The following is a 26,192-nucleotide window of genomic DNA, read 5'->3' as shown; positions in this document are numbered from 1 at the left end:
CCCCATCATCCGCGACCACGGCGGAACTGTGCAGACGAAACCACACTGTTGCTGATGACGATCAGGCCAATGCCTGCCCACTCGTGGACGTCCAGCGGCTGGCCGAGCATCAACCAACCGGCGAGCGCCGCCCAGATCGGGTTGACGCTCGTGAACGTCCCGAAGATGTGGGCCGGGATGCGTCGCAAAGCCAGCAGGTCCGCGACATAGGGAACGATCGACGACATCAGCCCGCATGCGACCGCGAGCCCGATCGCGGCGAACGTCGGCGCATGGAACACGAACCAGCCCAGCGCGATCGGGATCCAGACCACTGACGCGACGAGACTGGCCACCGCGGTGCCCTGCAGCCCGGGCAGCCGCAGGCCGAGCGTGCGGTTGAGCAGGATGTAGCAGCCCCAGGCCGTCGCGGCGAGCAGGCCCAGCGAGATCCCGATGACGTCGGTGGTGGGCCCGGGGTCGGTGAGCACGACGACTCCGACGCCCGCGAGCATGACGCCGACGACATCGAGCGCACGGCGTGAACTCGCGACGGCCACGGTCAGTGGTCCGAGGAACTCGAGCGTGACGGCCAGGCCCAGGCCGATGCGCTCTATCGCGGCGTACAGGCTGAGGTTCATCACGCCGAACACGACCACGAGACCGAGGATCGGGCGCCACTGGTCGGCACGCAGCCCACGCACCCTGGGCCGCACGACAGGCGTCAGGACCACAGCGGCGACGATCTGGCGGACGGCGACCACGCCGACCGGCCCGATCGCGGGGAACGCCGACGCCCCCAATGCGGCGCCGACCTGGTTCGAGACCGAACTCGCGAACATGAGCGCAAAGCCCGCACCGCGCCCGCCTTTGTCCGGAGGGGCGGCGACCCGGGGCGTGGTTTCCAGGGTGCTCATGCGCTCACGGTAGGGATACGCAACGCCATAAACCTAATGCATGTTTTGTCCGTGCCATACGCTTTGGTTATGGACTGGAGCCTTCGCGAACTACGGTTCTTCGTCACCGCCGCGGACGCCGGATCGTTCACCGATGCCGCCGCGCAGCTGTACGTCTCACAGGCCGCGGTCTCGCGCACCATCGCGGGGCTGGAGAAGGCCGTGGGTAACCGGCTTTTGCGCCGGGTGCCGCGCGGCTGCGAGCTGACCCGCACCGGGCAACAGGTGCTTCCGCATGCCAGGCGCGTGCTTTCGGAGGCCGAGAAGTTCACCGAGTTCCTGACGTCGCGCCACGCGGTGCTGCGGCTGGGGTACGCGTGGGCGGCCCTGGGACGGCACACCGCACGCCTGCAACGAGACTGGGCGGCACGCCACGACGCGATCGAACTGGACCTGGTCCGGCACGACTCGCCGACCGCGGGCCTGTCCGAGGGGCTGTGCGATGTCGCGATCGTGCGCCGCCCGGGCGACGACAAGCGCTTCGACTCGATCGTCGTCGGTCTGGAGCGGCGGCTGGCCGCATTCGCGGCCGACGACCCGCAGTGGTCACGGCGACGCACCCTGAGCATGGCCGAGATCGCCGATCGCACCGTGATCATCGATCCGCGGGTCGGTACCACCACCAGCCGGTTGTGGGAGGGCGCCGAGCATCAGCCCAAGTTCATCGAGTCCACCAACATCGACAGTTGGCTCGACGCCATCGCGGCCGGCCGTGGCGTCGGCACCACGGCCGAGGCCACCGCACATCACCATCCCCGCCCCGGGGTCATCTACCGGCCCATCAAGGACGGCCCCCGCATCGCGGTGCGGCTGGTGTGGCGCCACGACGACCGGCCAGACGGCCTCGACGATCTCATCGATGCCATCACCCGGCTCTACGCCTCGGGGTGAATCACCAGCGCATCATCGGCATGGGCCGCAGCGGGTGGCGCACCGCCCAACGTGCCGCGGTGCGCACGAGAAAGCCGTGGAAACCCGCGTACGGATGCGCGGCGACGACATCCTTGACTGCCGACCGGGCGAGACCGCCGCTCAGCAGGCCGCCCGAAACGTCGATGCGATCGGCAACCCGGAAGCTCTCCACCCACGTGTCCCGGCACGGCCGCAGCTTGTGATGCAGCTCGACCATCTGCCGCACCCGGGCGACATCATCGATGTCGTAGTCGCCCGCAAGTTGGTCGACGAGGCGCACCGAGGGCCCCAGGTAGTCCCACCCGGCGGTGAACAAGCCGATGTCGTGCAGCGCCCAGGCCAGTGCGATGTCGTTCGGAACCTCTTCCAGGCCAAGCAGTTTCAGCTGGTAGTTCAGCCCGCGGTAGACATGGTTGCGGTAGTTCCCGGGAACCTCGTGGCGGGCGAGGATCCCATCGATGAGGCCGTTCGTCGTCACCACCGTCATTCGTCAGAGCCTGCCACGCCCAGGCCCTACAGCCGGTCGATGATCAGCGGGCCGGTGGACGGCGCGTTCTCGCCCACGGACCACGCACCGTCGAGTTCGGCGAGTGCGCCGGGCAGCCGATCCGGAGTGTCGGTGTAGAGCGTGAACACCGCCTCTCCCGCCGTCACGGGCTCGCCCGGCCTGCGATGGATCCGCACGCCCGCGCCCGACTGCACGGGCTCGCCGGGTTGCGCGCGGCCCGCGCCCAGTCGCCAGGCCGCCAGCGCCACGCCCATGGCGTCGATGTCGCCCATCATCCCGTCGCGCGACGCGGTGACCGTCTCGGTCGCCGCACCGAGCGGCAGTGGCCGGTTCAGGTCGCCGCCCTGCGCCGCGACCAACGCGCGGAAGCTGTCCATCGCCGAGCCGTCGCGCAGGGTGTCGGCCGGATCGACACCGTCGATGCCTGCGGCGTCGAGCATCTCGGCCGCGAGCGCGAGCGTCAGCTCGACCACGTCGGACGGTCCGCCACCCGCGAGCACGTCGAGCGACTCCTGCACCTCGACGGCATTGCCGACGGTGCGGCCCAGCGGGCGGTTCATGTCCGTGAGCAGCGCGCGCGTCGGCACGCCGTAGGCGTTGCCGAGTTCGACCATGGTGCGGGCGAGTTCGCGTGACTCGGCCTCGGCCTTGAGGAACGCGCCGCGGCCCACCTTGACGTCGAGGACCAATGCTCGCGCACCTTCGGCGAGCTTCTTGCTCATCACCGAACTCGCGATGAGCGGCAGGGATTCGGTGGTGGCCGTGACGTCGCGCAGCGCATAGATCTTGCGATCGGCAGGCGCCAGGTCACCGGCCGCGAAGATTGCGGCACCGACCTCGGAAAGTTGTTGCCGGATGCGCTCTTTGGACAGTTCCGCGGTGAATCCGGGGATCGCTTCGAGCTTGTCGAGTGTTCCGCCGGTGTGTCCGAGGCCGCGACCTGCGGCCTGCGGCACCGCACCGCCGCACGCGAGCACGACGGGAACGAGCGGGATGGTGATCTTGTCGCCGACGCCTCCGGTGGAGTGTTTGTCGACCAGTGCGAGCGGCTTGCCGGCCCGGCGAAGATCGGTGAAGTCGAACCGCTCCCCCGAGTCGACCATCGCCGCGGTCCAGCGGGCGATCTCGGCAGGCGTCATACCTCGCAGGAAAATCGCCATGAGCAGTGCCGACATCTGCTCGTCTGCCACCGCGCCGCGGGTGTAGGCGTCGATGACCCAGTCGATGGCGGCGTCGGACAGCACACCGCCGTCACGTTTGGTCCGGATTATGGTTGGCGCGTCGATGCCCGAATCCTACTGTGCGGCTTCCGTGCCGAGCCCGGCCAGCAGCGCCCGCATGGCCCATTCGAAGTCGTCGCCCTCGGGCGGGGCGCCCTGCAGGTGGCCGAACGGGTGCCTGCTCAGCAGATGGCCGATCAGCAACCGCCACAGCGCCCGGTAGGCACGCCGCGAAACCGCCTCGTCGAGGCCCACGTCCGCGAAGAGGGCCATGCACCGGTCGACCACGGGCTGCGCCGCCGAGACCGTGTGCTCGCCGCCGGCGATGAGCGGTGCTCCCCACGGGTGGGCGACCAGATAGTCGTGCATCGCGAGCCACTGCGCCACCAGCCGATCGATGGGGTCGCCACCCGGTTCGACCAAGGGATAGCCGGCCGCCAGATCCTCGGCGAGCAACGTCAGCAGTTGGCGGCGGTCGGTGATGTGCCGATACAGCGACGCGGCTCCCGTACCGAGCTCGCGAGCGACGCGGCGCACCGACAACTCGTCCAAGCCCTCGTCGTCGGCGATCCGGCGCGCGACCGTGGTGATCGACGCCCGACTCAGCGCGGGCCGCCCGGTCACGAAGAACCCCATGCGAACACCGTTCGCAGTAGGCTGCCCGCGATGGCTGCGAACGGTGTTCGCAGCGGCCGAGGATCCGAAGGGAGCGTCATGGGCGCCATCGCCAGCCAGCATGCCTCATCAGCCGATACGGGATACCGGCCGGTGCTCGCCGCGGTATCGGCCGTGGTTTTCTCGTACGGGCTCATGCAGACCATGCTGGTGCCCACGATCGGCGTGCTGCAGCGCGATCTGCACACCACCACCGCGGCGGCGTCGTGGGCCGTGCTGTCGGCGATGCTGCTCGCGAGCGCCGTGACCACGCCGCTGATCGGCAGGCTCGGTGACCGCTTCGGCACCCGACAGGTGCTGCTGTGGACGCTGTCGCTCTACCTGCTCGGCACCCTCGCGGCGATGGCCGCACCCACCGTGGGCGTCCTCATCGCGTGCCGCGCCGTGCAGGGTGTCAGCCTCAGCCTGCTGCCCCTCTCGTTCTCGATCGTCCGGCACGCCATGCCCGCCGATCGCATCCATGCCGGGCTCGCGGTGACGTCCGGCCTGATCACCGGGACAGCGGGCGTGGGCCTGCTGATCGGCGGGCTCGTCACCGATCACGGCTCGTGGCGCTGGCTGTTCGGCATCGGCGCCGTAGCGGTCGCGGCCGCACTCGCGATGGCGGCACGCTGGGTTCCGGAGAGCACCGAGCGTCACCCCGGCGGACTCGACGCCTGCGGGACGACACTGATGGCCGCCGGATTGATCGCCGTGCTCGTCGCGATCACGCAAGGCCCGGTCTGGGGATGGACGTCGGCACCGGTCGTCGGCCTCTTCGTCGCCGCGGCCGTGGGCCTGGCCGCCTTCGCCGCCGTCGAGTACCGGGTCGACCATCCGATCGTCGACCCCGCCCTGATGACCGAACCCGCCCTGGCCGCGGCCCATCTGGGCGCCTTGGCCTTGGGCATCAATCAGTTCGCGGTCTATGTGCTGGTGCCCAAGTTGGCCGAACTGCCCGCGTCGGACGGGCCCGGTTTCGGGCTGTCGGTCACGGGCGCGGCACTCGTGCTACTGCCAGGCACCCTGCTGACCGTGCCTGCGAGCTGGGCGACGCCGTGGCTCGAGCGCAAGACCGGGCGCCGGGGGCCGCTGCTGACGGGACTGGCGTTCGCCGCTGCGGGCACGATCGCCCTCGCGCTCACGCACAGCGGGCTGTGGCAGGTCGTGTTGGGCTACGCGATCGCAAGCGTCGGTTGGGGATTCGCCATGGCGGCGCTGCCGCGCATGGTCAGCACCGCGTGCCCGCCCGCACAGAGCGGCAGCGCCAACGGCGCCAACACAGTGGCCCGGACCGTGGGCGGCGCGGTCGGTGGCCAGCTCGCCGCGGCGCTACTGGTCGGTAACAGTGGGTTCGCGCTCGCCTTCACCGTCGCCGCGGTCGTCGCCGGCACGGGCGCCGCGTTGGTGTCGCTGCCGATATTCGGTCGCGGGAACCGTTGGACGGCTTGAACTTACCGACGAGTCAGGTCGTCCGGACCGAATGCGTCCGGCAACAGTTCACGCAAGGGGCGCGGGCCGGCGGGATGGTCGATGAGCAACTCCGGCCCACCGTGTTCGAGCAACAGTTGCCGACACCGGCCACACGGCATCAGCGGGCCTCCGTCGGGGCCCACACACGCCAGCGCAACCAGCCGACCGCCCCCGCCCGAATGCAGGGCACAGACCACAGCACACTCGGCACAGAGACCTAGGCCATATGAGACATTCTCCACATTGCAACCGGCAATAATTCGGTCATCGTCAACCAACGCGGCTGCGCCGACCGGAAAACCCGAATACGGTGCATACGCGCGACTGGAGGCTTCAATTGCTTTCGCGCGCAACAGTTTCCAGTCAATTTCCGGCGACACGAGCCCACCGCCGAACAAGCACTGAATGCATTCCGAAACCTCCGCCTCACCGGCCCACCGGGGAGATAGGTAAGCCTAACTTTATGCTGGTTGGAGCCTCTTACGGCGCCACCGTAGTTCGTTCACAGTTACAAATGGGTTTAGAGTCGCCCCGAGGTTTGGGGCTAATCGACAGACCGGTCCCAAACGTCCACCGATGGCGTTGGAGGGACCGATGAGTACTCAGACGGAGGTACCGGCTCCGCAACCCAGGAAAACACGACGGCGCACCCTGTATCGCGGTGATCCCGGAATGTGGTCCTGGGTGCTGCACCGAATTACCGGTGCCACGATTTTCTTTTTCCTGTTCGTACACGTGCTCGACACCGCGCTGGTGCGGGTGAGCCCGCAGGCCTACAACGAGGTCATCGAGACCTACAAGACCCCCATCGTCGGGTTGATGGAGATCGGTCTGGTCGCCGCGGTGCTCTTCCACGCCCTCAACGGCATCCGCGTGATCCTCATCGACTTCTGGCAGCACGGCCCGCGCTACCAGAAGCAGATGCTGGCCGTGGCCGTCGGCATCTTCCTGTTGGTCTTCATCGCCGCGTTTGGAGTACTCGGTATGCACATGGCGGAGCGGTTCCTGTGAGCGCGCCTGCAGCGGGCGAATCCCGCCTCGGACGTCAGGCGCCGGTACTGGAACGTGAGCACGACCGGCCCGCCGCACTCGACCATCCGCGCGCACCGCGCCGCCCGCGGGGCATCCCGTACTTCGAGAAGTACGCCTGGCTGTTCATGCGGTTCTCCGGTGTCGCGCTGGTCTTCCTGGCGCTGGGCCACCTGTTCATCATGCTGATGTGGCAGGACGGCGTGTACCGCATCGACTTCAACTACGTTGCGCAGCGCTGGGCCTCGCCGTTCTGGCAGATCTGGGACATGGCCCTGCTGTGGCTGGCCAACCTGCACGGCGCCAACGGCATGCGCACCATCATCGGTGACTACGCCCGCAAGAACGTGACCAAGTTCTACCTGAACTCGCTGTTGCTGCTCGCGACGGGATTCACCTTGGTCCTGGGCACCTACGTCCTGGTCACCTTCGACGCGAACATCGGGGGTTAAGCGATGCTCCAAGAACACCGTTACGACGTCGTCATCGTCGGCGCCGGCGGCGCAGGCATGCGCGCGGCGGTCGAGTCGGCACCCCGCGCCCGCACCGCGGTGCTGACCAAGCTCTACCCGACCCGGTCGCACACCGGCGCGGCCCAGGGCGGCATGTGCGCCGCCCTGGCCAACGTCGAGGAAGACAACTGGGAGTGGCACACGTTCGACACCGTCAAGGGTGGCGACTACCTGGCCGACCAGGACGCCGTCGAGATCATGGCCAAAGAGGCCATCGACGCGGTGCTCGACCTGGAGAAGATGGGCATGCCGTTCAACCGGACGCCCGAGGGCCGCATCGACCAGCGCCGCTTCGGCGGACACACCCGCGATCACGGCAAGGCGCCCGTCCGCCGGGCCTGCTACGCCGCCGACCGCACGGGTCACATGATCTTGCAGACGCTGTACCAAAACTGCGTCAAGCACGATGTGGAGTTCTTCAACGAGTTCTACGCACTCGACATCGCACTGACCGAAACCCCGGCCGGCCCGGTGGCCACGGGCGTCATCGCCTACGAGCTGGCCACCGGTGACATCCACGTCTTCCACGCCAAGGCCATCGTGTTCGCCACGGGCGGCTCGGGCCGGATGTACAAGACCACCTCCAACGCCCACACCCTGACCGGTGACGGCCTCGGCATCATCTTCCGCAAGGGACTTCCCTTGGAGGACATGGAGTTTCACCAGTTCCACCCGACGGGCCTGGCCGGCCTCGGCATCCTGATCTCCGAAGCCGTGCGCGGTGAGGGTGGCCGGTTGCTCAACGGCGAAGGCGAACGGTTCATGGAGCGCTACGCGCCGACCATCGTCGACCTCGCGCCGCGTGACATCGTGGCCCGCTCGATGGTGCTGGAGGTGCTCGAAGGCCGCGGCGCCGGGCCGAACAAGGACTACGTCTACATCGACGTGCGCCACCTCGGCGAGGACGTGCTCGAGGCCAAGCTGCCCGACATCACCGAGTTCGCCCGCACCTACCTCGGCGTCGACCCCGTCACCGAACTGGTGCCCGTCTATCCGACGTGTCACTACGTCATGGGCGGCATCCCCACCACGGTGCACGGCCAGGTGCTGCGCGACAACACCAACGTCATCCCGGGCCTGTACGCCGCCGGCGAATGCGCGTGTGTGTCGGTGCACGGCGCCAACCGCCTCGGCACCAACTCGCTGCTGGACATCAACGTGTTCGGCCGCCGCGCGGGCATCGCCGCCGCCGAGTACGCCAACAACCACAACTTCGTCGACCTGCCGGACAACCCGGCCGACATGGTGGTGGGCTGGGTCGGGGACATCCTCTCCGAGCACGGCAACGAGCGCGTCGCCGACATCCGCACCGCACTGCAGCAGTCGATGGACAACAACGCCGCGGTGTTCCGCACCGAGGAGACCCTCAAGCAGGCGCTGACCGACATCCACGCGCTCAAGGAGCGGTACTCGCGAATCACCGTGCACGACAAGGGCAAGCGCTACAACAGCGACCTGCTCGAGGCCATCGAGCTGGGCTTCCTGCTGGAGCTGGCCGAGGTGACCGTGGTCGGTGCGCTCAACCGCAAGGAATCCCGCGGCGGGCACGCTCGCGAGGACTACCCCAACCGCGACGACACCAACTACATGCGCCACACCATGGCGTACAAGGAAGGCCCCGGACTGCTTGCCGACATCCGGCTGGACTACAAGCCCGTGGTCCAGACCCGCTACGAGCCGATGGAGCGGAAGTACTGATGAGCGCCCCCGTCATCGACAAACCAGAAGCCGGCGACCCGCCCCTGCCTCCTGTGCCCGAGGGCGCGGTGATGGTGACCCTCAAGATCGCCCGGTTCAACCCCGAGAACCCCGACGCCGCGGGCTGGCAGAGCTTCCGGGTGCCGTGTCTGCCCTCGGACCGGCTGCTCAACCTGCTGCTCTACGTCAAGGGCTATCTGGACGGCACACTGACCTTCCGGCGGTCCTGCGCCCACGGCGTGTGCGGATCCGACGCCATGCGCATCAACGGCGTCAACCGGCTGGCCTGCAAGGTGCTCATGCGCGATCTGCTGCCCAAGAAGCCCGGCAAGCAGCTCACCATCACCATCGAGCCGATCCGCGGCCTGCCCGTGGAGAAGGATCTCGTGGTCAACATGGAGCCCTTCTTCGACGCCTACCGCGCCGTCAAGCCGTTCCTGATCACCAGCGGCAACCCGCCCACCAAGGAACGCATCCAGAGCGCGACCGACCGGGCCCGCTTCGACGACACCACCAAGTGCATCCTGTGCGCGTGCTGCACCACGAGCTGCCCGGTGTACTGGAGCGAGGGCTCGTACTTCGGCCCGGCCGCGATCGTTAACGCCCACCGGTTCATCTTCGATTCGCGTGACGAGGCGGCCGCCGAGCGGCTGGACATCCTCAACGAGGTCGACGGCGTGTGGCGCTGCCGCACCACGTTCAACTGCACCGAGGCCTGCCCGCGTGGCATCCAGGTGACCCAGGCGATCCAGGAGGTCAAGCGCGCGTTGATGTTTGCGCGCTAGGTGTTTGCTTGCCGAATCTGAGCTTGTGTACGAGATTTCGCCGGAATTTCGTACACAAGCTCAGATTCGTTCAGAAGGGCGCACCCGCCTCCCGCAGCGCTTGGCGGGTGCGGTCAATGATCGCGCGTTGGCGATACCGGAGCAGGTCGGCACCAACGCGGACGATCCGCCAGCCGAGATCCTGGTACTCGACGTTCTGGTCGATGTCCTTTGTGCGTTGGCTCGCGTCGGTCCAGTGCTGAACGCCGTCGTACTGCACGCCGACCTTCCATTCCGGCCACCCCATGTCGATGCGCCCGACCAGTTCACGCCAGTGCCCGAACACCTCGATCTGCGTTTGGGTCGGCCGCATACCTGCATCGGTGAACACCAGCCGAAGCCTGGTTTCCTGGGGTGATTCAGCGCCGTCGTCGGCGAGCTCCAGCACGCGGCGCAACTGCACAATCCCGGGTATCCCCTTGTGACGCTGGAGAAGTGGCTGCACATCTGAGAGCTTGAGTTTGCCGACCTGCAGCAGCGCGTCCACGCGAATCACGGCCGTCTCCAGTCCACGTCGGCGGCCCAGATCGAATGCCGTTCGCTCCGGCGTGGTCACCGTGATGCCATGGACGAGGCAGGTCTCGTCGTCCCACAGGTTGTCGCTGTGCAGCACGATGCCGCCCGTCTTGTGCTGGCTGGGCTGATTCAGCTCGGCAGGGTGCTTCGCGTCGATCCAACGCGAGCCGTGCAGTGCGGCCGCGGACAGCCCCACCAGGGTTGCCTTCCGGCCCGACCACAACCACGCCGCCACGGCTTTGTCAACGGGCGTGAGCTCGGTTCCCCGCGGCACATATACATTCCGGAACACCGCGTCGTACTGGGTTCGGAGCTGATAGCGGTTGACCTTGCCCGCCGCCAGTGCCTCGGAACCCAGGAAGAGCATGCAGTTAAGACGGCAGTGGCCACTCGCCGGTTCCCGGTGTGCCGAACCTGAGCTTGTGTGCGAAGTTTTCCGGAAATTTCGCACACAAGCTCAGATTGGGTGTCACAAACCCAGAGCCTGCCCCGTCTAACCAACATGACCACACGAATTGCCCCTGTGACCCCGAAACAAGCCGGCCTGCTGACCCGCGCCATGTACTGGTACGCCAAGCGCCAGTTCGGTGAGGTGCCCGAGCCGTTCACCGTGGCCGCGCATCATCCACGCCTCATGGTGGCCAACGGCGTGCACGAGATGCTGCTGCAGGGCGGCTCGAAGAAGCTGCCCGCCAGCGTTCGCGAACTCGCGGTGTTCTGGACGGCCCGCACCGTCGGGTGCTCGTGGTGTGTCGACTTCGGCTCGATGCTGATGCGCCTGGAGAACCTCGACGTGGACCGGCTCAAGTCGATCGACGACTACGCGACCTCACCGTTGTTCAATGACGACGAGCGCGCCGCGATCGCCTACGCCGACGCGATGACGAAAGACCCGCACACGGTCACCGACGAGCAGGTGGCCGACCTGCGGCGCCGCTTCGGAGACGACGGCGTGATCGAGCTGACGTATCAGATCGGCGTGGAGAACATGCGCGCCCGGATGTACTCGGCGCTCGGCATCACCGAGCAAGGCTTCAACTCGGGGGATGCGTGCCGGGTGCCGTGGGCTTGATCTCGATGAACGCGATGGGCATGTCGAAGGCCTGACTCCCGCGGTCGAGGCCACGCTCGAACAGCTTCATCGGCAGGCTCCAGTTGGCCGCGATCACCGCGTCGGCGTGCGCGTGTTCTGCCTCAGGCAGGATGCGCGCCACGCCTGCCGCGACGGGACCGCTGGGCTTGCCGCGCAGATTGCTGCCCACCACAAGCACTTTGGGGTTGTTGCGGATGCGTTTGACCTTCGCGGTCGACGCGTCGGTGCGCACGTAGATCTTGCCGTCGGCGACCCCGTGGTTGATCGGGCTCGGGACGGCCTCACCGGATCGCTTGTAGGTCACCAGCACGATCTGCCGGTACCTGTCGAAGCCCGCGAAGTCAATGGCCGTGGGTTCCCCGATGTCGAACGCATCGCGGTGCCGCATCTTGTCCATGCCGCGGAACATCACCTTGCCGAACGTCTGGGCGAGGCCTGCTGGATCGGTCGGCATCACTGCACACCTCCACGTAGCGGGGATCCGGTGAACTTGTCGGGGTTGGCGATGTCCCAGACCGCGCAGACTTTCCCGTCGCGGACCGAGAAGACCGTGACGCGCGGCATCATCTCCGGGTAGCCGTCGGCGGCCGGGGCACCGCGCGTGTAGACCCCCAGCTGACCGTTGACCAGCGCGAACTGGCTACCGGCGAGCCAGTTCGGCCCGTATCGCCGCGACAGCCCCAGCAGGAACCGGGCCACCTTGTCGGGGCCGTGGATGACGCGAGCCGCGGTCGGGGCGCGGCGGTTGGAGTCACCGGTGAAGGTCACGTCGGGATGCAGCACGCGCACGACGGCATCGAGCTCGCCTGACGCGAGGGCCGCCATCAACTCGCCGGCCACCTCGTTGTGCGTGTCGTCGGCAACCGGGGGCGGGCCGTCTGCCACGGCGCGGCGCGCCCGCGACGCCAATTGGCGGGCGGCGGCGGGGCTCACGCCGAGCACCTCGGCGATCTCACCGAACGGCACCGAGAATCCGTCGTGCAGCACAAAGGCCACTCGCTGGTCTGGTGTCAGCCGCTCCAGCACCACCATGGCCGCGAACCGCGCGTCCTCCCCCGCCACCACCGCGTTGAGCGGGTCGTTCCCGTCGAACCCCGTCACGACGGGCTCGGGCAGCCACTCACCGAAGTAGGCCTCACGCCGATGGGCGGCCGACCGCAACCGGTCCAGGCCCAGCCGGCTCACGACGGTGGTCAGCCAGGCTCGCAGGTCGGCGATCTCGGTGCGGTTGGCGTCCCAGCGGATCCACGCGTCCTGGACGATGTCTTCAGCATCGGCGTAGGTGCCCGTCAACCGGTAGGCGACCGCCAGCAATTGCGGCCGCAGCGCCTCGAACTCGTCTGCCCGCGCCGCAGTGGTCACCCACCCGAGCGTAGTAGCTCACCGACTGCGCCGGCGATCCGCGCTACCGCTTGGTGAATATCGTTCGGTGCCAGTCTTTTTCGGCGACACCCGTGACATCGCTCATCACGTGCTTGATGGTGAGGTACTCCTCGAACGAGTAATCGCTCATGTCCTTGCCGAACCCGGACGCACCGACACCGCCGTGCGGCATCTCGCTGATGATCGGGATGTGGTCGTTGATCCACACGCAACCCGCGTGGATCTCGCGCGACGCCCGCTGCGCGCGGTACACGTCGCGGGTCCACGCCGAGGCGGCCAGGCCGTATTCGGTGTCGTTGGCCTGCCGGATGGCGTCGTCGTCATCGGTGAACGGCCGCACCGTCAGCACCGGGCCGAAGATCTCGTCGCGGTACACCTCTGAGGATTCGGTGACATCAGCGATCAACGTGGGGCGGTAGAACGATCCCGGCAGGTCCGGCACGACCCCACCGGTGACGATCCGGCCACCCTGCTCGGGAGCCCGGGCGACCATGCCCGCCACCTTGTCGCGATGTGCGAACGAGATCAGCGGGCCGAGGTCGGTGTCCGGATCGTGCGGATCGCCGACCACGATCTTGCTCATCACCTCGGCGACACCTGCGACGAAGTCGTCGTACAGGTCACGAGCCACGATGGCCCGGGTGGCCGCGGTGCAGTCCTGGCCGGTGTTGATCAGCGCGCCGGCCACCGCGCCCTGGATCGCGGCGTCGAGGTCGGCATCGTCGAACACCACGAACGGGGCCTTGCCGCCCAGCTCCAGCTGGGTGCGGTGGCCGTGCACGGCCGCGGCGGCCATGACCTTGCGGCCGACGGCGGTCGAGCCCGTGAACGTGACGACGTCGACGTCGCGATGACCGGCCAGGGCAGTTCCGACGTCCGCGCCGCCGCCCGTCACCACGTTGAACACGCCGTCGGGCAGGCCGGCCTCGGTGGCCAGGCGCGCCAGCGTCAAGGTGGTCAGCGGCGTGATCTCGGCGGGCTTGATGACAACCGAACAGCCGGCCGCCAGCGCGGGGATGACCTTCCACACCGCCATCTGCAGCGGATAGTTCCACGGCGTGATGGTCGCGACGACGCCGACGGCTTCCCGCCGGATGCTCGACGTGTGGTCGCCCGAGTATTCGGCGGTCGCCTTGCCTTCCAGGTGCCGCGCCGCGCCCGCGAAGAAGTCGATGTTGTCGATGCTGCCGGGGACGTCGAACTCAGTGGCCAAGCGCACCGGCTTGCCGGTCTGGCTGACCTCCTCGGCGATCAGCTGGTCGGCGTGTTCGTCGGCCAGTTTCGCGAGTTTGGCGAGCACCGCGGAACGCTCGGCGGGCGTTGCACCCGACCATTCCGGCAATGCCTTGCGGGCCGCGGCGACCGCGATGTCCACGTCTGCCGGGGTCGCCAGGGCATAGTCGGCAACGCCGTCACCGGTCGCCGGATCGATGATCCGGTGTGTTTGGCCGCCGGTCGCGACCGGGGCCCCGTCGATCCAGCTGCTCGCGAGATTCACCGCAACACTCATGGCCCAACGCTAACCGATCGCCGTACCGGATTGCTACGCAATACGACAGCCGGAGCCCCCTCAGACGCGTGAATTCATCGATTAGGTTGCCTAAAACGACGGATTCCGTGCACAATCGGAGCATGACCAATCCTGATGGTCACGACCTTCAGCCCGTCCCGTTGCGCGTGAACCATTCTCGGCCGGGAGCCGCCTTCCAGCTCGATGAATTGTCGAAAGCGATCATCGAGAAGTTGCAGGCCGACGGCCGACGCTCGTACGCGGGCATCGGCAAAGCCGTCGGGCTGTCGGAGGCCGCGGTGCGCCAGCGCGTGCAGCGCATGGTCGACGCCGGCGTCATGCAGATCGTCGCGGTGACCGATCCGCTGCAGCTCGGGTTCGCCCGGCAGGCCATGATCGGCATCCGGTGCACCGGTGACACGCTGAAGCTCGCCGAGAAGCTGGCCGACATCGAATCGGTCGACTACGTCGTGCTGACCGCAGGATCCTTCGACGCCATCGTCGAGGTGGTCTGCGAGGACGACGACAGCCTGCTCGAACTCCTCAACACCAAAATCCGTGCATTGCCGGGAGTGATATCCACCGAAACGCTTGTGTATTTGAAACTTGTTAAGCAGCAATATAATTGGGGAACTCGATGACAATCGCTGATACCACCGAGACGGCATCGGCCGATCTCGCCGCAAAAGCCAACCGGCACCTGTGGGGGCACTTCGCCCGCCATGGTGAAGGCATCACACCGCCCATCATCACCCGCGGCGAAGGTGTCCGGATCTTCGACGACAAGGGCAAGAGCTACATCGACGGACTGTCGGGCCTGTTCGTCGTCCAGGTCGGCCACGGCCGCAAGGAACTTGCCGAGGCCGCCGCCAAGCAGGCCGAGAAACTGTCCTTCTTCCCGCTGTGGTCCTACGCCACGCCACCGGCCATCGAGCTGGCCGAGCGTGTCGCCGGATTCGCACCGGGTGATCTGAACCGCGTGTTCTTCACCACCGGTGGCGGCGAAGCCGTGGAGAGCGCATGGAAGCTGGCCAAGCAGTACTTCAAGCTGACCGGGAAACCCGGTAAGCACAAGGTGGTTTCGCGTTCGATCGCCTATCACGGCACGCCGCAGGGCGCGCTGGCCATCACCGGCATCCCGGCGTTCAAGGCTCCGTTCGAGCCGCTGACCCCTGGCGGATTCCGCGCACCCAACACCAACTTCTACCGTGCGCCTGCCGAATACGCGCATGACGAGAAGGCTTTCGGGCGTTACTGTGCCGACCGGATCGCCGAGGCCATCGAGTTCGAGGGCCCCGACACCGTCGCCGCGGTGTTCCTCGAGCCGGTGCAGAACGCGGGCGGATGCTTCCCGCCGCCGCCGGGGTACTTCGAGCGGGTACGCGAGATCTGCGACCAGTACGACGTGCTGCTGGTATCCGACGAGGTGATCTGCGCATACGGCCGCATCGGATCGATGTTCGCGTGCAACGACTTCGGCTACGTGCCCGACATCATCACGAGCGCCAAGGGTCTGACGTCCGGCTATTCGCCGCTCGGCGCGATGGTCGCCAGCGACCGGCTGTTCGAACCGTTCAACGACGGCAAGACGACCTTCGGCCACGGCTACACCTTTGGCGGACACCCGGTTTCGTCCGCGGTTGCGCTGGCCAACCTCGACATCTTCGAGCGCGAGGGCCTCAACAACCACGTCAAGGAAGCCGCTCCTGCGTTCCGGGCCACCTTGGAGAAGCTCTACGACCTGCCGATCGTCGGCGATGTCCGTGGCGAAGGATTCTTCTACGGCATCGAACTGGTCAAGGACAAGACCACCAAGGAGACGTTCAACGACGAAGAGTCCGAGCGGCTGCTGCGCGGATTCCTGACCCCCGCGCTGTGGGAGGCCGGCCTGTACTGCCGCGCCGACGACCGTGGCGACCCAGTGATCCAGCTCGCGCCGCCGCTGATCAGCGGGCAGGCCGAGTTCGACGCGATCTACGACATCCTGCACAGCGTGCTGGGTGAGGCGGGCAAGCTGCTGTAAGACGTGAAGTCAGGAACGGCCGGGCGGGAAACCGTCCGGCCGTTGTCTTTTCGGGCGTAGCGTCAAGCGGATGGCACGTAAACCACCGATCGATCCGGTCCGCTGGACCCCGCCACCCGTCGGCACGCTCCCGGAATATCCGCCCGCCCGGTTGACCGTGGTGCCGATGCCCGGCGACGCACCCGAAGACGTCGTCGTCGATGCGGCCGGACAGCTGTGGACGGGTCTGGTCGACGGCAGGATCGTGCGTGTCTCGCCAGACGGCGCCGCGGCGGTGGTGGCCGACACCGGAGGGCGTCCACTCGGGTTGCACGTCGCCAGTGACGGGCGCGTGCTGATCTGCGACAGCCACCGAGGGCTGCTGGCGCTGGACCCGGACACCGGGGCACTGTCCACGTTGGTCTCATCGGTGGCAGGCCGTCCCTTGATGTTCTGCTCGAACGTCACCGAGACCTCCGACGGCACAATCTATTTCACCGAGTCCACCAGCAAGTTCCACTACGAGCACTTCGCCGGGGCGATCCTCGAGGCGCGCGGCCGCGGCAGCCTGTTCCGGTTGGCCACCGACGGCACAGTGACCACCCTCGTCACCGGGCTCTACTTCACCAACGGCGTCACCGTGACCGCCGACGGCTCTGCGCTGGTGTTCGCCGAGACCCAAGGCCGCAGGCTCTCCAAGTACTGGTTGAGCGGACCGGCCACCGGGACCGTGACACCGCTGGCGGAGCACCTACCCGGCATGCCCGACAACATCTCCACCGGCTCCGACGGCCGCATCTGGGTCGCGCTGGTGAGCCCCGTCAACGCCGCGGCCGAGAAGCTGGCACCGCTCTCGCCACTGCTGCGTCAGCTCGTCTGGCGACTGCCCGATGCGCTGCAGCCGCGCATCAAACCGCAGGTGTGGGTGGTGGCGTTCGACCCGGACACCGGGGCTCCGACCGGCGGTGTCCGCATGACGCATCCAGACTTCGGCGTCGTCACGGGCGTCGTGGAGAGCGACGGCAGATTATGGATGTCGAGCATCGAGTATCCCGCGCTCGCATACACCCATCTTTAACATCAGTCACACGCGTCACAGCGTGGCAAACCGGAATCCGGGGCTCGATCGCCTAACCTTCGGACACGATGGCGACCTGGCGGAGTACTTCGAAGCGCGCGCTTGCGGCATGCGCGGCACTGGCAGTGATGGCGGTACCCGCCGTGATGACCGCCGGTGTGGCGGGCGCTGATCCGGCCCCCGATTGCCCGTACCGCGTGACGACGCCACCCGCGGTGGACGCATCGGAGGTGCCCAAACCGGGCGACCCCACCCCCGGTCCCCTGCCCGTGCCCGCCAAGCCGATGGGCGGCGACGCGCTCGGCAGCTGCGGCGTGATCACGGCACCCGATACACCGCCGCTGCCCAACGACGTCTCCGCGGAGGCCTGGCTCGTCGCCGACCTGGACACCGGAGACGTCATCGCCGCCAAGGATCCGCACGGGCGGCACCGCCCCGCGAGCATCATCAAGGTGCTGGTGGCCACCGCCGCGCTCAACGAGCTCAACCTCAACAAGCGGGTTGCCGGCACCCAGGAGGACGCGAATGCCGAAGGCACCCGCGTCGGCGTCGGCCCCGGCGGCCAGTACACGATCAACGAGTTGTTGCACGGGCTGCTCATGCACTCCGGCAACGACGCCGCGCACGCCCTGGCCATGCAGCTCGGCGGCATGGACGCCGCACTGCAGAAGCTGAATGTGTTGGCAGGCAAGCTCGGTGGGCGTGACACCCGCGCCGCGACACCGTCAGGCCTCGACGGCCCCGGCATGAGCACGTCGGCCTACGACATCGGGCTGTTCTACCGATACGCCTGGCAGAACCCGGTATTCGCCGACATCGTCGCCACCCAGACGTTCGATTTCCCTGGGCGCGACGGCAATCCGCCCTATCCGGTGGAGAACGACAACAAGCTGTTGTACAACTACCCGGGCGCGCTGGGCGGCAAGACCGGTTACACCGACGATGCCGGGCAGACCTTCGTCGGCGCCGCCGATCGCGACGGCCGCCGGCTGGTGGCTGTGCTCATGAAGGGCACCCGCGTACCGATCGCGCCGTGGGAACAAGCCGCTCGCCTGCTCGACTACGGCTTCGCGACACCTCCCGGCACCAAGGTCGGCACGCTCGTCGAACCGGACCCCTCCCTCACGGCACCGAAGGCCGACGAGCCGTCGGCCGCGCAGGCCGCGTCGGTCCTGCCTGACGCCGACACCCTGCCGGTGCGCGTGGGCGTCGCGATCGTCGGCGCCATCATCGTGTTCGCGCTGATGATGGGCGCCCGGTCACTGAACCGCCGCCCGCTGCACTGAGTTCTCCCCCTGCCAGACTTCCCGGCCGGACTTCTCTGCCGAGCAGACGCCGCGATACCCCATTTCGCGCGATTTGGTGTACCGCCACTGGGGGTACCGCCCGCATGCGGGGGACTGCCGGGCGGAGGATCCTTGCGATTGTCTGACCGATCGGTCTAATCTCAGACCATGCGGTCTGAACGCGTTCCAACCTTCACCGAGCAAGCGCGACGCCGCCAGATCGTCGATGCGGCACTGGAGGTAATCGCCGAGTCCGGTTACGCGCAGGCCTCCCTGGCCCGCATCGCCGAACACATCGGTGTCGCGAAAAGCGTTGTGTTGTATCACTTCACCAAGAAGTCCGAGGTGGTCGACGCGGTGTTCGCCGAGATCTTCAACCGTGGTGCCGCGGTCATCGTGCCTGCCGTGCGCGCGGAGAACACCTCGGCGGCGAAACTCTCCGCCTACATCAGAGCCAACGTGGCATTCGTCGCGGCGAATCGGTCAGCTGCAGTCGCAATGCTCGAACTCATGGCCGGCTATCGCGACGCCGACGGATTGCGACTCGACCAGGCCGCCGCGAAGGCCGTGCAGGAACATCCGCCGACCGGCGATCTCGCCGCTCTCGACCCGCTGGCGATATTCGACCAGGGCGTGCGCAGCGGCGAATTCCGGGATGTTCCTCCGCTTTTGATGAAGAACATCCTGCGCGGCGCCCTCGACAGTGCTGCGCAGGAGTACGCGCGCGATGCCGAGTACGACGTGATCGGGCACGGTGAAGCGCTTGTCGAGGTTTTCGAGATGGCCACCGCGAGACAGGGGGTAGCCCATGGCGAGTGACGCACTGATGGGTCATGCGCTGCTGGCCGGGGGCATCGTGTTGGCGGGCGGCGCAATCGGCGCAGGCATCGGCGACGGACTGGCCGGGTCTCAGTTCATCGCCGGGGTGGCACGGCAGCCCGAAGCTCAGTCCCGGCTGTTCACACCGTTTCTCATCACGGTCAGTTTGGTGGAGGCCACGTTCTTCATCAACATCGCATTCATGGCGTTGTTCGTGTTCGCTACCCCGGGTGGCTAGATGGCGACCATCGGCATCATCGCTATCGGCAGCCACGGCGACGTCGCGCCGCTGACAGGATTGGGCGTACGACTGCAGCACGCGGGCCACCGCGTGACCATGGTCGCCTACCAGATGTTCGCCGAGTTGGTGATCGGCTGCGGACTGGATTTCCGGCCACTCGCCGACGGTGGTGCCGCCCTCGGCGATGTGTCTCCGCTCGACGCGGTCAAGGGCCTGGCCAGGTTTCTGTCTCCGAGCGGCATGCGGGCACTGGGCAGCCAGGTGCTCGCAGCGGTGCATGACGAACCTTTCGATGTGCTGCTGCTGTCGCCGTTCGCCGAACCGGCCGGCCACCCGCTCGCCGAGGCGCTGAGCATTCCCAGTGTCGGCGTGCGGCTGCAACCGTTGTCGGCAACCGGGGATCATCCACCCTCCGTGCTCGGCGCGTGGTCGGCCGGCCGGCGCACAAACCGGGCCGCCGCACGAGTCGGCGAAACCGTACTCGATGCGCTGTACGGCAAGACCATCAACGGTTTTCGGGCCGAGCTCGAGCTGCCGAACGTGCCCGCGCGGAGCCTACGACGACAACGCACGGATGCCCGTTGGCCGATCCTGTACGGCTACTCCCCCACGGTCCTGCCGCGGCCCGCGGACTGGCGCCCGGGCATCGAGGTCGTGGGCTACTGGTGGCCGGCCCGTCCGTCCGGATGGCAGCCGTCCGCCGAACTGACCGCTTTCCTCGACGCCGGGCCAGCCCCGGTTGTCATCGGCTTCGGCAGCACGGTCAACAGCAGGGCCGCGGCCGAGAAAATCTCGGGTGTGATCCGGGACGCGGTGCAGGTCGCGGGCGCGCGTGCAGTGGTCCAGTCAGGATGGGCGGGCTTGGACGTGGCGGGTGACGACGTGCTGTGCGTGGGTGAGGTGCCGCACGACTGGTTGTTCACCCGGGCCGCCGTAGTGGTCCATCATTGCGGGGCCGGCACGACCGCGGCCGGATTGCGTGCGGGCGTCCCCGCGGTCGCGGTGCCTGCGATGGGTGACCAGCCGTTCTGGGCGCGTCGGCTCGCCGAGCTTGGGGCGAGCCCGGCCCCGATACCGCAGCGTCGGCTCACCTCCGAGAACCTCGGCGCGGCGATTCGGGCGGCGATGACCGACAACGGGTTCCGGACCAACGCTGCGCGGGTGTCTGACCATATGCAAGCGGAGGACGGCGCGGGCCGGGTGCTCAAACTCGTCGAGGAACTGCTCGCCTGACTCGGCCGAGAAAATCAGGCCCGCGCGACGAAGCGGAAGCGGTCGCCGCGGTACACCGACCTGGTCCACTCGATGACGTTGCCGGCCTCGTCACGGCTCGTGCGGTGTACCAGCAGCAGCGGTTGCCCGGTCGCGATCCCCAACAACTCGGCCTGGTGCGGCGTGGCCAGCGCGGTCTCGACGGTGTCCTCCACGGAGTGCACGACGCGGTCGTAGCAATCCCGCATCGCGGCGTACAGCGAACCCTTCTCGGTCAGGTGCGCCTCGAGCCGCGGCAGCGCGCCCGGCAGGTGCGCCTCTTCGATGGCCAACGGTTCGCCGTCGACCAGGCGCAGCCGCGTCAGCAGGTGGATACGCTCCCCGGGAGCGATCTCCAGATGCTCGGCGACGGCAGCCTCGGCGCGTACCCGTTGCAGCCCGAGGATCTGTGAAGATGCCTGCATCCCTTCGGCTTTCAGGTCGTCGGTGAGTGACGACAGCTGGCGGACGTGAACCACCTTGGGCGGGGCGACGAAGTTGCCGCTGCCCTGCGTGCGACGCAGCACGCCTTCGCCTGCGAGTTCGGCGAGCGCCTTGCGCAGCGTGGTGCGCGACGTGCCGAGCTGTTCTGCGAGCTGGCGTTCGGGCGGCAGCGAAACCCCGCGGTCGAGGCCGGCAATGAGTTCGGCAAGCGCCAGTTTGACCTGGAAATACCGAGGTGGAGCGGTCGGGGCAGCTGGTTCGGACATCAGTTTCAACTTACCTCTTGACGGGCCAAATTGGTGTATGCCAATCTTACCTGCATCAAATTGGCGTATACCAATTAGCCCCCAGTGAGAGGAACCGCCAGTGGGCAATACCGAAACCCGATCACCCTCGCGACTGGGCCTGCTGGTGGGCGTCGCCGCGGCGAGCGTCGGAGTCATCTACGGCTACGACCTGTCCAACATCGCCGGCGCAATGCTGTTCATCCCCAAGGAATTCGACCTCGACACCGCGGGCGTCCAGTGGATCACCACCATGGTGGTGATCGGCGAGATCGCGGGTGCGATCATCGGCGGCTGGCTGGCCAACCGGATCGGCCGCAAGAAGTCCATGGTGCTGGTCGGCGCCACCTACGCCACGTTCGCGCTGATGTGCGCGCTTTCGGTATCGGTCCCCATGCTGTTGGTGGCCCGCCTGCTGCTGGGCCTGACCATCGGCGTCTCGGTCGTGGTGGTCCCGGTCTTCGTCGCCGAATCGTCCCCCGCCAACATCCGCGGATCACTCTTGGTCGCCTACCAGGTGGCCACCGTGGTCGGCATCATCATCGGTTACCTGGCGGCCTATGCCCTGGCCGGCACCGGAGGCTGGCGCTGGATGCTCGGGCTGGCCGCGGTCCCCGCCATCGTGGTCACCCTGATCCTGCTGCGCATGCCCGACACCGCACGCTGGTACATGCTCAAAGGCCGCGTCGACGAGGCCCGCCGGGCCCTGCAGCGCGTCGAACCGAACGCCGACGTCGACGCGGAGATCGCCGAGATGAGCCGTGCGCTCAACGAGGAGAGCGGCGGGGCCATCCGCGAAATGCTGCGGCCGCCCTACCGGCGCGCCACGGTCTTCGTCGTCGTGCTGGGATTCTTCATCCAGATCACCGGCATCAACGCGATCGTCTACTACAGCCCCAAGCTGTTCGAGGCCATGGGCTTCCAGGGCAACTTCGCCCTGCTGATCCTGCCCGCCCTGGTCCAGGTCGCCGCGTTGATCGCGGTGTTCGTGTCGCTGGTGCTCGTCGACCGGTGCTGTTCACGGTCGGCTTCACGTTCGGGTTCGGTGCGCTGGTGTGGGTGTATGCGGGTGAGAGCTTCCCGTCGCGGCTGCGGTCGATGGGGTCGAGCGCCATGCTGACCTCGGACCTCGTGGCCAACGCGATCGTCGCGGGCTTCTTCCTCACCATGCTCCAAACCCTGGGCGGTTCTGGAACATTCGTGGTCTTCGGTGCACTGGCCCTGCTGGCCTTCATCTTCGTGTACCGCTTCGCCCCCGAGACCAAGGGCCGCCAGCTCGAAGATATCCGGCACTTCTGGGAGAACGGCGGCACGTGGCCGGCCGAGTCCCCGGCCGCCGAGACGGTGACCAAGTGACAACGCCCGCGGTACTCGGATTCGACATCGGCGGCTCCAAGACCCAGGCCGTGCGTGTCGAGAACGGCATCGTCACCGCCGAGGCCCTGGCCGGCAGCGCCAACATCTCGTCGGTGGGAATCGAGGAAGCCGGTCGTCAGCTCGACGTCATCCTGGACCGCCTCGGCGCCAACGGAATCCGGGCGGTCTGCGCGGGAGCGGCCGGCGTGGAGACCCCGGCCGCCGAGGCCCGGCTGCGCGACCTGCTCGCCGTGCGCCTACCGTGTGCGCGGGTCCGCGTGGTGCACGACAGCCAGCTCATCCTCGCCGCCGCAGGCGTGATGGACGGCATCGCGCTCATCTCGGGCACCGGCTCGGTGGCATGGGGCCGCCGGGGTGACCGGCAGACCCGCACCGGCGGGTGGGGCTACCTGCTCGGCGACGAAGGCAGCGGTTACTGGGTGGCCCGGGAAGCGGTGCGACGCAGCCTCACCCGCGTGGATCACGGCGAGCCCGCCGACCGCCTCGGCCAGCAGTTGGCCGCCGACTGCGGCCTGCAGTTCCCGGCCAGCTGCTCGACCACTTCTACGCCCAGCCCGACCGGCGCTACTGGGCGGGCCGGGCCCGCGTGGTGTTCGAACTGGCCAGCGACGGCGACGTGGTCAGCCGCCAGATCGTCGACCAAGCGGGCGCCGCCCTGGCCGGCTTGGCGGTCGCGGTCGGAAACCGGCTGGGATCGAAAGGTCCGGTGGTGCTAGCGGGCGGCCTTGCGGTGCACCAGCCCGCCCTGCAGAAAGCCGTGCGCCAACGACTCACCGAGCAACAGTTCACCGATGTCAGAGTGCTCTCGGTCGACCCGGTTCGGGGTGCCGTAGAACTCGCCCAACGACTACTACTGGAATGTGACGCCGACAAGGAGACGAAGTGAGCCCTGATTCAACCGCCCCCGGCCAGCTGATGGCCGCCGAGATCGCCGAGCAGCCGCAGGTCTGGCGCCGGCTGCTCGACGAGGGCCGTGACCGCATCCGCGCTGCCGCAGCCGAGATCGCGGCGGCCCAACCCCGGTTCGTGCTCTTCGTGGCCCGCGGCACCAGTGACCATGCCGCGCTCTACGCGAAGTACCTCGTCGAGATCAACCACGGCCTACCCGCCGGGCTGGTGTCCCCGTCGACCATGACGGTCTACGACGCGCGTCCCGATCTTCGCGATGTGCTCTACGTCGCGGTGAGCCAATCGGGTGGTTCGCCCGATCTGGTGCGCTCGGTGGAAGTCGCGCGCAAGCAAGGTGCGCTCACGGTCGCCGTCACCAACAACCCCGCGTCGGATCTGGCCGCGGCGGCGCAGATCCACGTCGACGTACTGGCCGGCGCCGAGCGTTCGGTGGCCGCTACCAAGTCCTACACCGCCGAGCTGCTGGCGCTGCAACTACTGCTCGGCCGCGGCACCGACGACGTCGACGCCTTGCCGGACCTCGGTGAGAATGTGCTCGGCTCGGGTGAGCTGGTGCGCGAGGTCGCCCAGCGGTACCGGTTCGCGCAGCGGCTCATCACCACCGCGCGGGGCTACTCGTACCCGACCGCGCGCGAAGCCGCGCTCAAGCTGATGGAGACGTCCTACCTGTCGGCACAGGCCTTCTCGGGCGCCGACCTGCTGCACGGTCCGCTGGCCACCGTGGATCCGCAGGTTCCGGTGCTGGCCGTCGTCCCCGAGGGCGCAGGCGGGCAGGCGATGGGGCCGGTGCTGGAACGCCTGGCCGAACGCAACGCCGACGTGTTCGGGGTCGGCGCGGCCGCGGCGCTCACCGGACTGGCGGGCGGGATCACGCTACCCTCAGGTGTGCCCGACGAACTGTCCCCGCTGTTGGAAATCCTTCCGCTGCAACAGCTTGCGCTGCACCTCGCGCTCGCCCGCGGCGGTGATCCGGACCAGCCGCGCGGGCTGCGGAAGGTCACGGAGACGCTATGACACTGATCGCGGCGGGCACCGTGGTGACCGCCGAAGGGGTGCACCGGCCCGGCTGGGTCGAGACGGCACCAGCGGGATTGTCGGCTCAGCCCACGGCAGGCCGCATCGTCGCCGTGGGATCCGGCACCCCGCCCCGGCGACCGGACCACGACTTCGCCGACGCGATCGTGGTGCCCGGTTTTGTCGACATCCACGTGCACGGGGGTGGCGGCGCGTCCTACACGGACGGCGTGGCCGACGAGATCGTCCGGGCCGCAAGGTTTCACCGCGAACACGGCACCACGACCACGTTGGCCAGCCTGGTCACGGCCTCGCCCACCGATCTGCGCACCGAGGTGGCGGCCCTCACCGACGCGACGCGGGCCGGCGTGGTCGCCGGTATCCATCTGGAAGGCCCGTGGCTGAGCTCGGCACGCTGCGGCGCGCACGACGCCAGCCAGTTGCGCAATCCGGACCCTGCCGAGATCGACAGCCTGCTCGGCGCGGCCGACGGCGCGATCCGTATGGTCACGCTGGCACCCGAACTGCCCGGAAGCTCCGACGCCATCGAACGCTTGGTGGCGGCGGGAGTCGTTGTCGCCGTTGGACATACCGATGCGAGCTACGATCAGGCCCGGGCCGCGATCGACTTGGGCGCCACGGTCGGCACGCACGTGTTCAACGCGATGCGCCCGCTACACCACCGCGACCCCGGACCCGCCCTGGCCCTGCTCGAGGATCCCCGCGTGACCGTCGAGCTGATCGCCGACGGCGTGCACGTGCACGACGCGCTGTTACGCCACGTCGTCGCCACGACCGGTCCCGGCCGGGTGGCACTGATCACCGATGCGATGGCCGCAGCGGGTCTTCCCGACGGCTCCTTCCGGCTCGGCACCCTCGACGTGGACGTGGCAGACCACGTCGCGCGGGTGCGCGGGCAGTCCACCATCGCGGGCAGCACCGCGTCGATGGACCGGATCTTCCGCGCCGCCGTCGCCGACGCGGGTGACAACGGCGCACTGGCCGCCGCGGTCGCCATGACGGCGACGACACCCGCGCGGACCCTGGGACTCGACGAGGTCGGCAGGCTGGCACCGGGGCTGGCCGCCGACCTGGTGGTGCTCGACGGCGACCTTCAGGTGACCGCCGTCATGGCCACTGGCGAATGGGTTGTTTTCGAAGACGACAAGAAATTTGCCAGAACTCCTGACAACTAATTGCCGCTGAGGTTAAATCCATTG

The 26,192-nt window shown here is 67.9% G+C and carries 25 protein-coding genes and 3 pseudogenes; 18 read left to right on the top strand and 10 right to left on the bottom strand.

Features of this window, described 5'->3' with window-relative positions:
* Positions 1-5: 5 nt before the first annotated feature.
* Positions 6-896 (bottom strand): EamA family transporter, encoded by an 891-nt coding sequence (locus tag G6N67_RS22770; RefSeq protein WP_308289832.1) that lies wholly within the window; start codon positions 894-896, stop codon positions 6-8.
* Positions 897-965: 69 nt separating this feature from the next.
* Here G6N67_RS22770 and G6N67_RS22765 point away from each other — a divergent pair, with 69 nt between their 5' ends.
* Positions 966-1,826 (top strand): LysR family transcriptional regulator, encoded by an 861-nt coding sequence (locus tag G6N67_RS22765; protein ID WP_036428723.1) that lies wholly within the window; start codon positions 966-968, stop codon positions 1,824-1,826.
* Between the two features lies 1 nt (position 1,827).
* Here the strand turns inward: G6N67_RS22765 and G6N67_RS22760 are convergent, their stop codons facing one another.
* The 3 genes from G6N67_RS22760 to G6N67_RS22750 are packed head-to-tail and all read right to left on the bottom strand — an operon-like array spanning position 1,828 to position 4,211.
* Positions 1,828-2,334 (bottom strand): hypothetical protein, encoded by a 507-nt coding sequence (locus G6N67_RS22760; RefSeq protein WP_036428724.1) that lies wholly within the window; start codon positions 2,332-2,334, stop codon positions 1,828-1,830.
* Positions 2,335-2,360: 26 nt separating this feature from the next.
* Entirely contained in the window at positions 2,361-3,641 is a 1,281-nt protein-coding gene (locus G6N67_RS22755; protein WP_163642530.1) for a thymidine phosphorylase, read from the bottom strand.
* 9 nt (positions 3,642-3,650) lie between these two features.
* The gene (locus G6N67_RS22750) at positions 3,651-4,211 is read right to left on the bottom strand and encodes a TetR/AcrR family transcriptional regulator (RefSeq protein ID WP_036428727.1); all 561 of its coding nucleotides are present in this window, start codon (positions 4,209-4,211) and stop codon (positions 3,651-3,653) included.
* A gap of 78 nt (positions 4,212-4,289) precedes the next feature.
* Between G6N67_RS22750 and G6N67_RS22745 the strand changes: the two genes are divergently transcribed.
* Entirely contained in the window at positions 4,290-5,681 is a 1,392-nt protein-coding gene (locus tag G6N67_RS22745) for an MFS transporter (protein ID WP_036428730.1), read from the top strand.
* 2 nt (positions 5,682-5,683) lie between these two features.
* Here G6N67_RS22745 and G6N67_RS22740 read toward each other — a convergent pair whose 3' ends face one another.
* Positions 5,684-6,082: a cytidine deaminase gene (locus G6N67_RS22740; RefSeq protein WP_036434277.1), complete on the bottom strand. Its 399-nt coding sequence runs from the start codon at positions 6,080-6,082 to the stop codon at positions 5,684-5,686.
* A gap of 214 nt (positions 6,083-6,296) precedes the next feature.
* Between G6N67_RS22740 and sdhC the strand changes: the two genes are divergently transcribed.
* Genes sdhC through G6N67_RS22720 form a run of 4 tightly spaced genes read left to right on the top strand, consistent with a single transcriptional unit; the run spans position 6,297 to position 9,726 of the window.
* A complete protein-coding gene (sdhC, locus tag G6N67_RS22735) occupies positions 6,297-6,713 on the top strand; it encodes a succinate dehydrogenase, cytochrome b556 subunit (protein WP_073904996.1) in 417 nt (138 codons plus the stop codon).
* On the top strand, positions 6,710-7,183 hold the full coding sequence (locus G6N67_RS22730) for a succinate dehydrogenase hydrophobic membrane anchor subunit (protein ID WP_036428734.1): 474 nt from the start codon (positions 6,710-6,712) through the stop codon (positions 7,181-7,183). The genes sdhC and G6N67_RS22730 overlap by 4 nt, the downstream gene beginning before the upstream one ends.
* Before the next feature lie 3 nt (positions 7,184-7,186).
* The gene (sdhA, locus tag G6N67_RS22725; RefSeq protein ID WP_036428737.1) at positions 7,187-8,941 is read left to right on the top strand and encodes a succinate dehydrogenase flavoprotein subunit; all 1,755 of its coding nucleotides are present in this window, start codon (positions 7,187-7,189) and stop codon (positions 8,939-8,941) included.
* The gene (locus G6N67_RS22720) at positions 8,941-9,726 is read left to right on the top strand and encodes a succinate dehydrogenase iron-sulfur subunit (RefSeq protein ID WP_036428739.1); all 786 of its coding nucleotides are present in this window, start codon (positions 8,941-8,943) and stop codon (positions 9,724-9,726) included. Before sdhA ends, G6N67_RS22720 begins: the two co-directional genes overlap by 1 nt.
* Positions 9,727-9,796: 70 nt before the next feature.
* On the opposite strand, the gene G6N67_RS22715 is transcribed toward G6N67_RS22720, so the two are convergent.
* Positions 9,797-10,648: a putative endonuclease domain-containing protein gene (locus tag G6N67_RS22715; RefSeq protein WP_036428741.1), complete on the bottom strand. Its 852-nt coding sequence runs from the start codon at positions 10,646-10,648 to the stop codon at positions 9,797-9,799.
* A gap of 120 nt (positions 10,649-10,768) precedes the next feature.
* Between G6N67_RS22715 and G6N67_RS22710 the strand changes: the two are divergent.
* Positions 10,769-11,353: pseudogene (locus tag G6N67_RS22710) on the top strand (carboxymuconolactone decarboxylase family protein); the annotation flags it as partial.
* On the opposite strand, the gene G6N67_RS22705 reads toward G6N67_RS22710, so the two are convergent.
* From G6N67_RS22705 to G6N67_RS22695, 3 genes are read right to left on the bottom strand one after another with little or no spacing between them, the layout of a single operon-like run.
* Complete coding sequence (locus tag G6N67_RS22705; RefSeq protein ID WP_036428747.1) at positions 11,316-11,828, bottom strand: PPOX class F420-dependent oxidoreductase; 513 nt, start codon at positions 11,826-11,828, stop codon at positions 11,316-11,318. The pseudogene G6N67_RS22710 and the gene G6N67_RS22705 overlap by 38 nt on opposite strands.
* Positions 11,828-12,736 carry a sigma-70 family RNA polymerase sigma factor gene (locus tag G6N67_RS22700; RefSeq protein WP_036428750.1) on the bottom strand — a complete coding sequence of 303 codons (909 nt, stop codon included), beginning with the start codon at positions 12,734-12,736 and terminating at the stop codon, positions 11,828-11,830. The genes G6N67_RS22705 and G6N67_RS22700 overlap by 1 nt, the downstream gene beginning before the upstream one ends.
* A 43-nt stretch (positions 12,737-12,779) precedes the next feature.
* Positions 12,780-14,267, bottom strand: a complete 1,488-nt coding sequence (locus G6N67_RS22695) for a gamma-aminobutyraldehyde dehydrogenase (RefSeq protein WP_036428751.1) — start codon at positions 14,265-14,267, stop codon at positions 12,780-12,782.
* Positions 14,268-14,389: 122 nt separating this feature from the next.
* Here G6N67_RS22695 and G6N67_RS22690 point away from each other — a divergent pair, with 122 nt between their 5' ends.
* The 7 genes from G6N67_RS22690 (at position 14,390) to G6N67_RS22660 (ending at position 20,926) form a co-directional block, all read left to right on the top strand.
* Positions 14,390-14,908, top strand: coding sequence for an Lrp/AsnC family transcriptional regulator (locus tag G6N67_RS22690; protein ID WP_036434279.1), 519 nt, complete (start codon positions 14,390-14,392; stop codon positions 14,906-14,908).
* Entirely contained in the window at positions 14,905-16,290 is a 1,386-nt protein-coding gene (locus G6N67_RS22685) for an aspartate aminotransferase family protein (RefSeq protein WP_036428752.1), read from the top strand. The genes G6N67_RS22690 and G6N67_RS22685 overlap by 4 nt, the downstream gene beginning before the upstream one ends.
* Before the next feature lie 70 nt (positions 16,291-16,360).
* Complete coding sequence (locus tag G6N67_RS22680; protein WP_036428754.1) at positions 16,361-17,347, top strand: SMP-30/gluconolactonase/LRE family protein; 987 nt, start codon at positions 16,361-16,363, stop codon at positions 17,345-17,347.
* A gap of 68 nt (positions 17,348-17,415) precedes the next feature.
* The gene (locus tag G6N67_RS22675; protein ID WP_036428755.1) at positions 17,416-18,633 is read left to right on the top strand and encodes a D-alanyl-D-alanine carboxypeptidase family protein; all 1,218 of its coding nucleotides are present in this window, start codon (positions 17,416-17,418) and stop codon (positions 18,631-18,633) included.
* 168 nt (positions 18,634-18,801) lie between these two features.
* Entirely contained in the window at positions 18,802-19,452 is a 651-nt protein-coding gene (locus tag G6N67_RS22670; protein WP_036428756.1) for a TetR/AcrR family transcriptional regulator, read from the top strand.
* A complete protein-coding gene (locus G6N67_RS22665) occupies positions 19,442-19,690 on the top strand; it encodes a F0F1 ATP synthase subunit C (RefSeq protein ID WP_036428757.1) in 249 nt (82 codons plus the stop codon). Before G6N67_RS22670 ends, G6N67_RS22665 begins: the two co-directional genes overlap by 11 nt.
* Positions 19,691-20,926, top strand: a complete 1,236-nt coding sequence (locus G6N67_RS22660) for a glycosyltransferase (RefSeq protein WP_036428758.1) — start codon at positions 19,691-19,693, stop codon at positions 20,924-20,926.
* Between the two features lie 14 nt (positions 20,927-20,940).
* Here G6N67_RS22660 and G6N67_RS22655 read toward each other — a convergent pair whose 3' ends face one another.
* The gene (locus G6N67_RS22655) at positions 20,941-21,654 is read right to left on the bottom strand and encodes a GntR family transcriptional regulator (RefSeq protein WP_036428761.1); all 714 of its coding nucleotides are present in this window, start codon (positions 21,652-21,654) and stop codon (positions 20,941-20,943) included.
* Positions 21,655-21,865: 211 nt separating this feature from the next.
* Here G6N67_RS22655 and G6N67_RS22650 point away from each other — a divergent pair.
* The 4 genes and pseudogenes from G6N67_RS22650 (at position 21,866) to nagA (ending at position 26,168) form a co-directional block, all read left to right on the top strand.
* Positions 21,866-23,028 (top strand): annotated as a pseudogene (locus G6N67_RS22650) (MFS transporter).
* Positions 23,025-23,935: pseudogene (locus G6N67_RS22645) on the top strand (N-acetylglucosamine kinase). The pseudogenes G6N67_RS22650 and G6N67_RS22645 overlap by 4 nt, the downstream one beginning before the upstream one ends.
* A 29-nt stretch (positions 23,936-23,964) precedes the next feature.
* Positions 23,965-24,972, top strand: coding sequence for an SIS domain-containing protein (locus tag G6N67_RS22640; RefSeq protein WP_051578432.1), 1,008 nt, complete (start codon positions 23,965-23,967; stop codon positions 24,970-24,972).
* Positions 24,969-26,168: an N-acetylglucosamine-6-phosphate deacetylase gene (nagA, locus tag G6N67_RS22635; RefSeq protein WP_051578433.1), complete on the top strand. Its 1,200-nt coding sequence runs from the start codon at positions 24,969-24,971 to the stop codon at positions 26,166-26,168. The genes G6N67_RS22640 and nagA overlap by 4 nt, the downstream gene beginning before the upstream one ends.
* The last annotated feature ends 24 nt before the right edge of the window (positions 26,169-26,192 follow it).

The sequence above is a fragment of the Mycolicibacterium mageritense genome (assembly GCF_010727475.1).
GTDB classification, from domain to species: domain Bacteria; phylum Actinomycetota; class Actinomycetes; order Mycobacteriales; family Mycobacteriaceae; genus Mycobacterium; species Mycobacterium mageritense.
Note: the sequence above shows the minus strand (reverse complement) of the source record. Positions and strands in the feature narration are given on the sequence as shown.